This is a genomic window from Stenotrophomonas sp. SbOxS2 (genome assembly GCF_013416715.1).
In the GTDB taxonomy this organism is placed as follows: Bacteria; Pseudomonadota; Gammaproteobacteria; order Xanthomonadales; family Xanthomonadaceae; genus Stenotrophomonas; species Stenotrophomonas lactitubi.
In genome coordinates this window covers 218,090-231,399 of the sequence record NZ_JAAVXD010000007.1, presented here as the reverse complement: position 1 = coordinate 231,399, position 13,310 = coordinate 218,090, and the positions used below count along the sequence as shown (strand labels likewise).

Sequence of the window (13,310 nt, the reverse complement as noted above, 5' to 3'; positions counted from 1 at the left end):
CCCCTTCCAGGAGCAAGCCGATGACCACCCTGCCCGTGCAACAGCTCTACATCCACGGCCGCCGCGTCGATGCCACCAGTGGCAAGACCTTCCAGACCATCAACCCGGCCACTGGCCAGGTGCTGGCCGACGTGCAGGTCGCCAGCCAGGCCGATGTCGAGCGCGCGGTTGAAAGCGCCAGTGAAGGCCAGAAGGTGTGGGCAGCGATGACCGCGATGGAGCGCTCGCGCATCCTGCGCCGCGCCGTCGAGATCCTGCGCGAGCGCAATGACGAGCTGGCCCACCTGGAAACGCTGGATACCGGCAAGGCGCTGGCCGAAACCACCACGGTGGACATCGTCACCGGCGCCGACGTACTGGAGTACTACGCCGGCTTGGCCACGGCCATCGAAGGCATCCAGCTGCCGCTGCGCGAATCGAGCTTCTTCTATACCCGCCGCGAGCCGCTGGGCGTGGTCGCCGGCATCGGCGCCTGGAACTATCCGATCCAGATCGCCATGTGGAAGTCGGCCCCGGCCCTGGCCGCCGGCAACGCGATGGTGTTCAAGCCCTCCGAAGTGACCCCGCTGACCGCGATCAAGCTCGCCGAGATCTACACCGAAGCCGGCGTGCCGGACGGCGTGTTCAACGTCGTGCAGGGCCCTGGCCGCGAGATCGGCAACTGGCTGACCGAGCACCCGGTGATCGAGAAGATCTCCTTCACCGGCGGCGTCGCCACCGGCAAGAAGGTCATGGCCAGCGCAGCGTCGTCTTCGTTGAAGGAAGTGACGATGGAACTGGGCGGCAAGTCGCCGCTGGTGATCTGTGACGACGCCGACCTGGACCGCGCCGCCGACATCGCGGTGATGGCCAACTTCTTCAGCTCCGGCCAGGTCTGTACCAACGGCACCCGCGTGTTCGTGCCGCGCAGCATGCTGGCCGCGTTCGAGGCCGCCGTGGTCGAGCGCGTCAAGCGCATCCGCATCGGCGACCCGATGGCCGCCGAGACCAACTTCGGCCCGCTGACCAGCTTCCCGCACATGGAAAACGTGCTGCGCTTCATCGAAAGCGGCAAGAGCGAAGGCGCGCGCCTGCTGACCGGCGGCGGTCGCGCCACCGACGGCGCCCTGGCCGAGGGCGCCTATGTGCTGCCGACGGTGTTCTCCGACTGCCGCGACGACATGACCATTGTCCGCGAAGAAATCTTCGGGCCGGTGATGAGCATCCTCGCCTACGACGACGAGGGCGAAGTGGTGCGTCGCGCCAACGACACCACCTTCGGCCTGGCCGCAGGCGTGGTCAGCAAGGACATCAGCCGCGCACATCGCATCATCCATCGCCTGGAAGCCGGCATCTGCTGGATCAACACCTGGGGCGAGTCGCCGGCCGAAATGCCGGTGGGTGGTTACAAGCAGTCCGGCGTCGGCCGCGAGAACGGCATCTCCACCCTCGGCCACTACACCCGCATCAAGTCGGTGCAGGTCGAACTGGGCGACTACGCCAGCGTGTTCTGACCGGCGCGCCCTGAGCACCGCCCATCGTCCGGCCACCGCGCCGATCCGACATTCCGCCGGGACGCCTGCATGCAGCGCGCCCGGCCTGCAGGAGAGCAACCATGAGCACCCATAACGAGTACGACTACATCATCATCGGCGCCGGTTCGGCCGGCAACGTGCTGGCCACCCGCCTCACCGAAGATGCCGATGTCAGCGTGCTGCTGCTGGAAGCCGGTGGCCCGGACTACCGGCTCGACTTCCGTACCCAGATGCCCGCCGCACTGGCCTTCCCCCTGCAGGGCAAGCGCTACAACTGGGCGTACAAGACCGATCCCGAGCCCTTCATGAACAACCGCCGGATGGATTGCGGTCGTGGCAAGGGCCTGGGCGGTTCGTCGCTGATCAACGGCATGTGCTACATCCGCGGCAACGCGATGGACTACGACAACTGGGCCGGCATGCCGGGCCTGGAAGACTGGACCTACCTGGACTGCCTGCCGTACTTCCGCAAGGCCGAAACCCGCGACATCGGCCCCAACGACTACCACGGCGGCGACGGCCCGCTGCGCGTTACCACGCCCAAGGCCGGCAACAACGAACTGTTCGCGGCGATGGTCGAGGCCGGCGTGCAGGCCGGTTACCCGCGCACCGACGATCTCAACGGCTACCAGCAGGAAGGCTTCGGTCCGATGGACCGCACGGTCACGCCGAAGGGCCGTCGCTCCAGCACCGCGCGTGGCTACCTTGACCTGGCCAAGCCGCGCCCGAACCTGACCATCGTCACCCACGCGCTGACCGACCGCATCCTGTTCTCGGGCAAGCGCGCCGTGGGCGTGCAGTGGCTGCACAACGACCAGCCGCAGCGCGCCACCGCGCGCCGCGAAGTGTTGCTGTGCGGCGGCGCCATCGCCTCGCCGCAGATCCTGCAGCGCTCCGGCGTCGGCCCGGCCGACCTGCTGCGCAGCCTGGACATCGACCTGGTGCACCACCTGCCCGGCGTCGGCGCCAACCTGCAGGATCATCTGGAAATGTACCTGCAGTACGAGTGCAAGAAGCCGGTCTCGCTGGCCCCGGCACTGAAGCTGTACAACCAGCCGGCGATCGGCGCCGAATGGCTGTTCCTGGGCACCGGCATCGGCGCCAGCAACCAGTTCGAGGCGGGTGGTTTCATCCGCAGCGATGCCGAGTTCGACTGGCCCAACCTGCAGTACCACTTCCTGCCGGTGGCGATCAATTACAACGGCTCCAACCCGATCAAGGCGCACAGCTTCCAGATGCATGTCGGTTCGATGCGCTCGCCGAGCCGTGGCCGCATCCACGTGCGCTCGAAGGACCCGCGCGAAGATCCCAGCATCCTGTTCAACTACATGTCGCACGACCAGGACTGGCGCGAGTTCCGTTCGGCGATCCGGATCACCCGCGAGATCTTCGCGCAGCCGGCGCTGGCACCGTACAGCGGTCGCGAGATCTCGCCGGGCAGCGCGCTGCAGACCGATGCGCAGATCGATGCGTTCGTGCGCGAGCATGCCGAGACCGCCTACCACCCGTCCTGCTCGAACAAGATGGGCCACGCCGATGATCCGATGGCGGTGGTCGACGGCCAGGGTCGCGTGCATGGCCTGGAAGGCCTGCGCATCGTCGATGCCTCGATCATGCCGCAGGTGGTCACCGGCAACCTCAACGCGCCGACCATCATGATCGCCGAGAAGCTGGCGGATGTGATCCGTGGCCGCACCCCGCTGCCGCGCAGCACTGCGGCGTACTACAAGGCCAACGGCGCGCCGGTACGCAGCCACGGCTGACGCGGCTACTCCGCCGGGCATGGCCCGGCGCTACCGGCACCTCTTCCCCCAATCGGTAGCGCCGGGCCATGCCCGGCGTCTTTTGCCGCATCCAGCCGCCACGCGGCAGGCCTCTTCGCGTTTTCCCTACGGGACGGTATGCTGCGGAGAGCGGTTCTGGCGGATACTGTCCGCGCCGCACCCATCATTACGTTTCCTGGAGGGGGAATATGAGTCTGGATCGTCCCTGGCTGCAGAGCTATCCGAAAGGCGTTCCCGCCGAGATCGACGTCAACGAGTTCCATTCGGTAGTTTCGGTCTTCGACGCCTCCGTCGCGAAGTACCGCGACCGACCGGCCTACTCCAGTTTCGGCAAGACCCTCACCTACGGTGAGACCGATGCCCTGGTCGAGCAGTTCGCCGCTTACCTGCTGGGCGAGCTGAAGCTCAAGAAGGGCGACCGCGTCGCCCTGATGATGCCCAACTGCCTGCAGTACCCGGTGGCGACCTTCGGCGTGCTGCGTGCCGGCCTGACCGTGGTCAACGTCAACCCGCTGTACACCGCGCGCGAGCTGAAGCATCAGCTGGTCGACGCCGGGGTGGCCGCGATCGTGGTGGTGGACAACTTCGGCGACACCGTCGAACAGGTCATCGCCGATACGCCGGTCAAGCATGTGGTCACCACCGGCCTGGGCGACCTGCTCGGCACCAAGGGCGTGATCGTCAACTTCGTGCTCAAGTACATCAAGAAGATGGTGCCCAACTACCATCTGAAGGGCGCGGTGCGCTTCAAGCAGGCGCTCAAGCTGGGCAGCCGCCACACGCTGCCGAAGGTCGAGATCGACCACGACGACGTGGCGTTCCTGCAGTACACCGGCGGCACCACCGGTGTGGCCAAGGGCGCGATGCTGACCAACCGCAACCTGATCGCCAACATGCAGCAGGCCTCGGCCTGGATCAGCGCATCGGGCATCGAGATGGGCAAGGAATGGATCATCACCGCCCTGCCGCTTTACCACATCTTCGCGTTGACGGCGAACGGCCTGGTCTTCATGAAGTTCGGTGGCTGCAACCACCTCATCACCAACCCGCGTGACATGAAGGGCTTCGTCAAGGAGCTCAAGTCGGTGCGCTTCACCGCCATCACCGGCGTCAACACGCTGTTCAACGGCCTGCTCAACACCCCCGGCTTCGACACCGTCGATTTCTCCTCGCTGAAGGTGACCCTGGGCGGCGGCATGGCCGTGCAGCGTGCGGTTGCCGAGCGCTGGAAGAAGACCACCGGCGTCACCCTGGTCGAGGCCTACGGCCTGACCGAGACCTCGCCGGCGGCCTGCATCAACCCGCTTACCCTGGCCGAGTACAACGGCTCGATCGGCCTGCCGATTCCGTCCACCGATGCCTGCATCAAGGACGACAACGGCAACATCCTGGCGCTGGGTGAAGTGGGCGAACTGTGCATCCGCGGCCCGCAGGTGATGAAGGGCTACTGGCAGCGCCCGGAGGAAACCGCCAAGGCCATCGACGCCGACGACTGGCTGCACACCGGTGACATGGCGAAGATGGACGAGCACGGCTTCTTCTACATCGTCGACCGCAAGAAGGACATGATCCTGGTGTCCGGCTTCAACGTGTACCCCAATGAAGTCGAAGACGTGATCGCGATGATGCCGGGCGTGCTGGAAGTGGCCGCAGTGGGCGTACCGGACGAGAAGTCCGGCGAGGTGGTCAAGGTGGTCATCGTCAAGAAGGACCCGAACCTGACCGCCGAGATGGTCAAGGAACACGCCCGGGCCAACCTGACCGGCTACAAGCACCCCAGAATCGTTGAATTCCGAAAAGAGCTGCCGAAGACCAACGTCGGCAAGATCCTGCGTCGCGAACTCCGCGATACGCCCGCCCCGTAAGGGTTTGCGGAAAGTTGAACGCGCTCAGGCCCGGGTCGGCAACGACCCGGGCCTTTTCGCGTGCGTGGGCCCGGGGCCGGTGTAGCATCGCCGCGTGAGTGGACCGTTCGGCCCGCCGGCCACCACCTTGATCTGCGGGCCGCACCGCCGAGGACCCTTCCATGAGTACCATCGAAAAGCTGCCCAGCAGCGGCTCGCCCTATGCCACCATCCGCACCCAGGACAGCGCCGACGGCGCCGCCCACTGGCTGTTCATGCACGCCGACGCCTCCACCGGCGTGCGTCCCTGCTGCCGCAAGGACATGCTGGACGAGATGTGGAGCTACATGAGCGCCATCACCCGCGGCCCGGCGCAGCGCCACAGCGGCCAGCTGCGCCATTTCGTGCTGGCCTCCGACGCCGCCGCCTACAACCTGGGCGGCGACTTGGACCTGTTCACCCGGCTGATCCGGGAAGGCAACCGCGACCTGCTGCTGACCTACGCCCAACGCTGCGTGGAAGGCGTGCACCACCTGCACACTGGCTTCGGCGGCGACGTCCGCTCGATCGCCCTGATCCAGGGCGACGCATTGGGTGGCGGCCTGGAAATGGCACTGGCCTGCCACACCATCGTGGCCGAGGAAGGCTGCGGCATGGGCCTGCCCGAAGTGCTGTTCGGCCTGTTCCCGGGCATGGGCGCCTATTCGTTCCTGTGCCGCCGGGTGTCACCGCAGCTGGCCGAGAAGATCATCCTCGACGGCCGTGTCTACAGCGCCGAGGAGATGCACGCGATGGGCGTGGTCGACGTGCTGGTCAGGAAAGGTGAAGGTCGCAGCGCAGTCGAAGAGATGATCCGCCAGCAGCAGCGCCTGCCGCAGTCGTACCTGGCAATGAATGCCGCACGCAACCTGGCGCAGGCGGTCAGCTATGACGAACTGCTGGAAATCACCAAGGTCTGGGTCGATTCGGCACTGGCCCTGGGCGATCGTTCGCTGCGCACCATGGACCGTTTGATCAAGGCGCAGACCCGACGCGCCAATCTGGATGTGGCCTGATACGTTCCCCTCCCCCGCAGGGTTCAAGCCCGGCTGGCCACCGGGCTTTTTTTATGGGGCGCGCGAGCATGGGTAACCCGCCGCACAGGTCGGGCAGGCCCGGCGCTAGCGTTCGCCATCGTCGGCCACGCCACGTGCCTTGCGTTCGGCGCGCGCATCGAGCGCATGCCGGCCTTCCTTGATCGCCCCCTGCAGCACCGCAAGACGCTGCCGCCATTCGGCTTTCAGCTGCCAATCGGCCATCCGCATCAATTCACCGGCGCGGTTGGACGCGCGTATCAGGCCGAGGTTGCTGGCCACACCCTTGATCGCATGCGACTGCTCGCGGAAAGCGTCCCAGCGTGCCGCTTCGCCATCGCCTTCGGCCTTGCGCAGGCACGATTCGGCATCATCCAGGCACTGGCGGATGAACTCGCGTTCGAAACCCTCGCCCATTCCCAGCGACGCCAGTTCATCCAGCACGCCGGTATCAAGCACGCCATCGAGGTTGGTGACGGTGCGCACGATCGGCGGCGCACTGGACTTGAGCTGGGCGTTGTTGGCGATCTCGGCCAGGGTGTCCAGCAGGCGCACGGCCACCACAGGCTTGGCCAGGAACGCGTGTGCACCGGCCTGGGTACAGCGCTGGATCGCTTCGGGAGTAACGTCGGCACTGAGCACCAGCACCGGCGTGCGCGGGCCGCCACCGGCCTGCATCACCCGCAGCTCCTTCAGCATGTCCAGGCCACTCATGCCCGGCATGTGCAGATCGGCGATGGCCGCATCGAACTCGCTTTCGGCCAGTGCGTCGAGCACTGCCTCGCCACCATCGACGCACAGCACCTTGTGCCCGGCCTTCTGCAGAAGCCGCTGCAGCACCATGCGGTTGGCCTCGTGGTCGTCGGCGACCAGGATCTGCATGCTGCGCACCCGCGCGCGATGGCGCAGGAACGGGTCGGCGAACGCAATGACGTTTCCGCCAGCATCGGCTTCGTCGCCCGCAGCAAGGGTCGGCACCGCACCTGGGACCACCGGCTGCGGCGGCGCGAACGGCAGTTCCACCCAGAAGTGGCTGCCCTGCGGCGGGTTGTCCAGATACCCGATCTCGCCATCCATCGCTTCGACCAGCCCCTTGGCGATGGTCGTGCCCAGGCCGGTACCTTCATGACGACGGGCCATGCTGACGTCGGCCTGCTCGAAGGCCTCGAACAGACGCGGGCGCATCGCCGGTGCGACGCCGATGCCGGTATCGAGAATGTCGAAGCGCAGCCGCACCCCACCCTGCGTGTCTGCATGGACAACGCAGACGCGGATCTCGACCCGGCCATGATCGGTGAACTTGACCGCGTTGCCGGCCAGGTTGAGCAGGATCTGCCGCAGATGCCCGACATCGCCGCGCAACGTCGGCGGCACGGTCTCGGCCACCTTCACCCGATAGTCCAGGCGCTTGGCCTTGGCCTGCGGCAACAGGATTAGGCCAATGGCCTGGATCACTTCGGAAAGAACGAAATCCTCGGCAACGACGCGCAGTTTGCCGGCCTCGATCGCCGAGATGTCCAGCACTTCCTCGACCAGCGCCAGCAGGCTGCGCGATGACGCCTGGATGGTACTCACGCACTCACGCTGTTCGTCGTCCAGGCGCGTGGTCGCCAATACTTCTGTCATGCCATTCAATCCATTGAGTGGGGTACGAAACTCGTGGCTCATGTTGGCCAGGAATCGACTCTTGGCTTCGCTGGCGCGCCGCGCCTCGGCCATCGCTTCGGTCAACTGCCGCAGCAGCGTGGAAAAATACAGGGGAACCGCCGCCAGGCCAAGCCACAGGCCGATGGCCAGGCGTGCGTTCTGCTGCCAGTACGGGGTGGACAGTGCGGTGCTGCCGAAGCTGACCATCGCCATCGCCACGGCCACATACAGGTAGTGGTTGCCGAAGCGCATGCCGTTGCCCACCGTCACCCACATCACCACGATGTAGACCCACGACAGCGGCTCACCCATCTGGATCATGCCGGCGGCGATCAGCCCGTAGTCGGCCAGCATGCCCAGCACGCGCCGGGGATCGGAGCGCTGCGGTCGCCACAGCAGCCAGCCGAACAACAGCAGCGACAGGCTCAGGCCGGTCAGCACGATCGCCAGCACACCGACATACTGGCTGTGCGGCAGTTCATGCCGTGCCGAAGGCAGCAGCACGTACGCCAGGATCAGGCTGATCAGGATGATGCGGACGATCTGCTGTCCGTGCTCGCTGTCCTGTCGCTGGGACAGGCGCAGCCGCAATCGCGACAGCAGGCGTTTCACGCGCCCAGTCCCGGCCGTGCAGAGGCGATGGAGTGCTCGGCGCAGATCTGTTCCAGCTGCTCGCGGCCGCGCAGCAATGCATCCACGCAACGCGGATCGAACAGACGCCCACGCTGGGCGTACAGGTAGGCCATGGTGGCTTCCATCGTCCACGCTTCCTTGTAGGGGCGTGGCGAGATCAGCGCATCGAATACGTCCGCCACCGCGACGATACGCGCCTCCAGCGGGATCGCGTCGCCGACCAGGCCATCGGGATAACCGCTGCCGTCGTAGCGCTCGTGGTGACGCAGCGCGATCAATGCACCGACCTGGATGAAGCGGTTCTGGCTGCCACTGAGCAGCTCATGGCCAATGCGCGGATGCCGACGCATGATCGCCAGCTCCTCATCATTGAGCTTGCCCTGCTTGAGCAGTACCGCATCGGGAATGGCGATCTTGCCCATGTCATGCAGCGGCGCAGCCATTTCGATCAGCTTGACGTCGTCTTCCGGCAGGCCCAGCTGCTCGGCAATCAGGCCCGCCACGCGCGCCATCCGTTCAAGGTAGGCACTGGTGCCGGCATCACGGAACTCGATCGCACGTGCCAGCCGCGAAAGCGTCTCGCGCTCGCGCTCCTCCACCTCATGCATGCTGGCCAGCAGCCGCTGCTCCAGTGACAGGGCGCGCTGCTTCACGTTCTCGGTCTGCTGGCGCAACTGCAACAGGTTGTAGCAGCGTGCGCGCAGCTCGCGCGGGCGGATCGGCTTGACCAGGAAATCGATCACGCCGGCTTCGAGCGCCGCCTGCCGGATCGGCTCGTCGCCGACCACGGTGATCAGGATTACCGGGATATCGCGATGCTTGGGCAGCCGGCGGAAGCGGCGGGCGAATTCCAGCCCGTCCATCTCCGGCATGCGGTAATCGAGAAGCAGCAGGTCGACCGGATACGATTCGCACCATGCCAACGCGGTCAACGGATCGCCGAAGTCATGCACGCTCAGTTCCGGCGCGATGTCTTCGATGACGTGACGAAGCATCGTCCGTGCGGAAGTCTGGTCATCGACGATGACGATGTTCAAGGCGTTCTCTGCCTGCTTTCTCGACCATGCTGAAAGGTCAGCGGGCGAGGATACCCCGCCGCTGTGCACGCTGGCACCCTGCATCGGCTCGACTCCCGTCACAAGCTCCCCGATTCATGATCGTCGTCACAATGTGAAGCGGATTCTCCACATTGCGGCCTCCCCTGACTCCATGAAGCCATAGCCGGTGTCAAGGTTGTGCAATAACGATACGCCGAGTGCGGGACGCGTCAATCGCGCCGTCTCAAACCGAGACGGCGCGCACAAACGGACGCCGAAAAAGCCGGTTACTGCTCCGGACGCATGTACGGGAACAGCAGCACGTCGCGGATCGAGCTGCTGCCGGTCAGCAGCATCACCAGGCGATCGACGCCGATGCCGAGGCCGCCGGTCGGCGCCATGCCGTACTCCAGCGCACGGATATAGTCGGCGTCGTAGTGCATGGCCTCGTCGTCGCCGCCTTCCTTCGCCGCCACCTGCGCCTGGAAACGCTGGGCCTGATCTTCCGGGTCGTTCAGCTCGGAGAAGCCGTTGGCCAGTTCCTTGCCGTTGACGAACAGTTCGAAACGGTCGGTGTAGCCCGGATCGTTGTCGTTGGCGCGGGCCAGCGGCGAGACCTCCACCGGGTGATCGGTGATGAAGGTCGGCTGGATCAGGGTGTGTTCGACGGTGGCTTCGAAGATCTCAAGCAGCAGCTTGCCCCAGCCGTAGGACGGCTTGACGCGGATCTTCAAGCGCTCGCAATGGCGCAGCAGCGCATCACGGTCGGTGCAGTCGGCAGCGGAGATTTCCGGGTTGTGGTGGCGTACCGCCTCGTCCATGCGCCAGCGGCGGAACGCCGGGCCCAGGTCGATGTTGGCGCCATCCCACTCCACCGTGGTGGAGCCGTTGACCGCCTGCGCCACGTCACGGATCACGCCTTCGGTCAGGTCCATGATCTCGTTGTACGTGGCATACGCCTCGTACAGTTCCATCATGGTGAATTCCGGGTTGTGGCGGGTGCTGACGCCTTCGTTGCGGAAGTTGCGGTTGATTTCGTAGACGCGCTCCAGGCCACCGACGGTCAGGCGCTTGAGGTACAGCTCCGGCGCCACGCGCAGGTACAGGTCCAGGTCCAGCGCGTTGTGGTGGGTGGTGAACGGCTTGGCCGCCGCGCCGCCGGGGATGTAATGCATCATCGGCGTCTCGACTTCGAGGAAGTCGCGGTTGTCCAGCCATGCACGCATCGCACGGATGATCTTCGAGCGCTTGATGAACACCGCGCGCGACTCCGGCGTCACGATCAGGTCGACATAGCGCTGGCGGTAGCGCTGCTCGACGTCGGCCAGGCCGTGCCACTTGTCCGGCAGCGGGCGCAGCGACTTGGTCAGCAGGCGGATAGACTCGGCCTTGACCGACAGCTCGCCGGTCTTGGTACGGGTCAGTCCACCTTCGACCGCAATGATGTCGCCCACGTCCCAGCCCTTGAAGGCGGTGTAGGCATCGCCCAGCACGCTACCCTGCAGGAACAGCTGGATGCGACCGGACTCGTCCTGGATCTGGGCGAAGCTGGCCTTGCCCATGACCCGCTTGGCCATCAGGCGACCGGCCATCTTCACCTGGCGGCCGTTGCCTTCCAGGGTTTCGGCGGTCCACTGTTCCGCATCGGCGAATTCTTCCTGCAGGCTGCCGGCGAAGTCCTCGCGGCGGAAGTCGTTCGGGTACGCGATGCCCTGCCCACGCAGCGCTTTGAGTTTCTCACGGCGCTCGGCGATCAACTTGTTTTCGTCGACGGGGGGGGTATCGGTAGCTTCGCTCATGGATCTGCGGGAATCGTGTAGTGAGGGGGAGTCTTGCGCCCGGCACAGCCGGTTGCCCAGCATACCAAAAGCGCCCTGCCCCGGCCTCCGGATGGCCCCTCCCCGGCCTTGGGCCGCCCCTGCTCCGGTAGCCGCCAACCCTGGTTGGCGATTCATCGTGTGTCGACCAAGGTCGACACCTACCGGATATCGCGGCACCGACGCCCTGGTAGCCGCCAACCTTGGTTGGCGCCCCCGTGTCGACCAAGGTCCACACCTAACGGGCCATGCCCCGGATTCACCCGTTCCCGGGGAACGCCTGCCGCAGCTCCTCCACCAGCACCCGCTGGTTCTCCGAATAATCAATCGGCACCGACACCAGATGCACGCCACCCGCCGTGAACGCCGCTTCCAGCGTCGGAATGAACTGCTCGATCGCGGTCACCTCGTGTCCCTGGCAGCCATAGGCTTCGGCGTATTTGACGAAGTCCGGATTGCCGAAGGTCATGCCGTAATCGGCGAAGCCGTCCACCGCCTGCTTCCAGCGGATCATCCCGTAGGCACCGTCGTTGAGGATCAGCACCACCAGGTTCAGGCCCAGCCGGCGCGCCGTCTCCAGCTCCTGGCTGTTCATCATGAAACCGCCATCGCCACATACCGCCAGCACGCGGCGCTGCGGGTACAGGATCGAGGCCATGATCGCCGACGGCAGGCCCGCACCCATCGTCGCCAATGCGTTGTCCAGCAGCAGCGTGTTCGCCACCTGGGTACGGTAATTGCGCGCAAACCAGATCTTGTACATGCCGTTGTCCAGCGCCACGATGCCGTCCGGCGGCATCACCTGGCGCACGTCATGCACCAGCCGCTGCGGCGTGAAGCCGGCCTCTTCGGCACGATCGGCGATGTGCTCCAGGATCGTCGCGCGCAACGGCAGCAGCGCAGCGGCGTTGTCGACCTTGCCTTCGATACGGTCGGCCAGCAGGGTCAGCGAGCGGCCGATATCGCCGATCACCTCCACCTGCGGGAAGTACACCTGCTCTACCGCGGCCTGCGAATACCCGATGTGGATGACCGTGCGGCCACCCGGGCGCATCACGAACGGCGGCTTCTCCGTCACCTCGTGGCCAATGGTCACGATCACATCGGCCTGGTCGATGGCCATGTGCACGTAGTCGCGCTCGCTCAGCGCCGCCGTGCCCATGTACAGGCCCGAGCCGCCGGCCACCGCGCCTTTGCCCATCTGCGTGGTGACGAACGGAATGCCGGCGCGCAGCACGAACGCCGACAGCGCCTCGCTGGACTGCGGCCGCGAGGCCGCCGACGCGATCACCAGCAACGGCCGCTTGGCGTCGCGGATGATCTGCGCCGCACGATCCAATGCCTCGGGGCTGGCAATCGGCCGATCCACCGGGTGTGGCGGGATCATTGCGACGTCCTCGACCTCCATTGCCGCGATGTCCTCGGGCAGTTCCAGCAGCACCGGGCCGGGGCGCTCTTCCAGGGCGGTGCGGAACGCCTCGCGGACGATGGTCGGGATGGTGCGCGCCGAGACGATCTGCCGTGCGGACTTGGTCAGCGGCTTCATCGTGCTTACGATGTCCACGATCTGGAAGCGCGCCTGCTTGCTGGCAACGATTCCCTTCTGCCCGGTGATCATGATCACCGGCCACGCACCGAGCAGTGCATAGGCCGCACCGGTGGTGAAGTTCAAAGCGCCCGGGCCGAGCGTGGCCAGGCAGACGCCCGGCTTGCCGGTCAGGCGGCCGTAGGTGGCGGCCATGAACACGGCAGCCTGTTCGTGGCGGGTGATGACCAGCTCGATGCTGGAGTGGCGAAGCGACTCGACGACATCGAGGTTCTCTTCACCGGGAATGCCAAAAATGCGCTCGACGCCCTCGTTTTCGAGTGCGGCGACGAGCAGATCGGAACCCTTGGACATGGAATGACGTCCTTCTCGCAATGCGTGATGATGGAACGTTGCAGGGATGCTGACAGCAAGC

Annotated in this window: 8 protein-coding genes; 4 read left to right on the top strand and 4 right to left on the bottom strand. The window is 65.7% G+C overall.

What is annotated here, in order from left to right:
• Nucleotides 1-20 precede the first annotated feature (20 nt).
• The 4 genes from betB (at nucleotide 21) to HFK18_RS15770 (ending at nucleotide 6,197) form a co-directional block, all read left to right on the top strand.
• Nucleotides 21-1,493, top strand: coding sequence for a betaine-aldehyde dehydrogenase (gene betB / locus HFK18_RS15785; RefSeq protein WP_180166979.1), 1,473 nt, complete (start codon nucleotides 21-23; stop codon nucleotides 1,491-1,493).
• Nucleotides 1,494-1,594: 101 nt separating this feature from the next.
• Nucleotides 1,595-3,277 carry a choline dehydrogenase gene (gene betA, locus HFK18_RS15780; RefSeq protein WP_180166978.1) on the top strand — a complete coding sequence of 561 codons (1,683 nt, stop codon included), beginning with the start codon at nucleotides 1,595-1,597 and terminating at the stop codon, nucleotides 3,275-3,277.
• Nucleotides 3,278-3,486: 209 nt separating this feature from the next.
• Nucleotides 3,487-5,163, top strand: coding sequence for a long-chain fatty acid--CoA ligase (locus HFK18_RS15775; protein WP_089240952.1), 1,677 nt, complete (start codon nucleotides 3,487-3,489; stop codon nucleotides 5,161-5,163).
• A 161-nt stretch (nucleotides 5,164-5,324) separates the two neighbouring features.
• A complete protein-coding gene (locus HFK18_RS15770; RefSeq protein ID WP_180166977.1) occupies nucleotides 5,325-6,197 on the top strand; it encodes a crotonase/enoyl-CoA hydratase family protein in 873 nt (290 codons plus the stop codon).
• A 105-nt stretch (nucleotides 6,198-6,302) separates the two neighbouring features.
• Here the strand turns inward: HFK18_RS15770 and HFK18_RS15765 are convergent, their stop codons facing one another.
• The 4 genes from HFK18_RS15765 to HFK18_RS15750 all read right to left on the bottom strand — a co-directional run bounded on the left by HFK18_RS15765 (nucleotide 6,303) and on the right by HFK18_RS15750 (nucleotide 13,249).
• Nucleotides 6,303-8,474 carry a response regulator gene (locus tag HFK18_RS15765; protein WP_180166976.1) on the bottom strand — a complete coding sequence of 724 codons (2,172 nt, stop codon included), beginning with the start codon at nucleotides 8,472-8,474 and terminating at the stop codon, nucleotides 6,303-6,305.
• A complete protein-coding gene (locus HFK18_RS15760; RefSeq protein WP_089240946.1) occupies nucleotides 8,471-9,616 on the bottom strand; it encodes a two-component system response regulator in 1,146 nt (381 codons plus the stop codon). The genes HFK18_RS15765 and HFK18_RS15760 overlap by 4 nt, the downstream gene beginning before the upstream one ends.
• A 203-nt stretch (nucleotides 9,617-9,819) precedes the next feature.
• Complete coding sequence (gene lysS, locus HFK18_RS15755) at nucleotides 9,820-11,331, bottom strand: lysine--tRNA ligase (RefSeq protein ID WP_180166975.1); 1,512 nt, start codon at nucleotides 11,329-11,331, stop codon at nucleotides 9,820-9,822.
• Between the two features lie 277 nt (nucleotides 11,332-11,608).
• Nucleotides 11,609-13,249, bottom strand: coding sequence for an acetolactate synthase large subunit (locus HFK18_RS15750; RefSeq protein ID WP_180166974.1), 1,641 nt, complete (start codon nucleotides 13,247-13,249; stop codon nucleotides 11,609-11,611).
• Nucleotides 13,250-13,310: the final 61 nt, after the last annotated feature.

Coding starts and splice junctions, on each gene's coding strand:
- HFK18_RS15760 (WP_089240946.1), bottom strand. CDS start 9,616: ATGCAGGGTGCCAGCGTGCACAGCGGCGGGGTATCCTCGCCCGCTGAC.
- HFK18_RS15750 (WP_180166974.1), bottom strand. CDS start 13,249: ATGTCCAAGGGTTCCGATCTGCTCGTCGCCGCACTCGAAAACGAGGGC.
- betB (WP_180166979.1), top strand. CDS start 21: ATGACCACCCTGCCCGTGCAACAGCTCTACATCCACGGCCGCCGCGTC.
- lysS (WP_180166975.1), bottom strand. CDS start 11,331: ATGAGCGAAGCTACCGATACCCCCCCCGTCGACGAAAACAAGTTGATC.
- HFK18_RS15775 (WP_089240952.1), top strand. CDS start 3,487: ATGAGTCTGGATCGTCCCTGGCTGCAGAGCTATCCGAAAGGCGTTCCC.
- HFK18_RS15770 (WP_180166977.1), top strand. CDS start 5,325: ATGAGTACCATCGAAAAGCTGCCCAGCAGCGGCTCGCCCTATGCCACC.
- betA (WP_180166978.1), top strand. CDS start 1,595: ATGAGCACCCATAACGAGTACGACTACATCATCATCGGCGCCGGTTCG.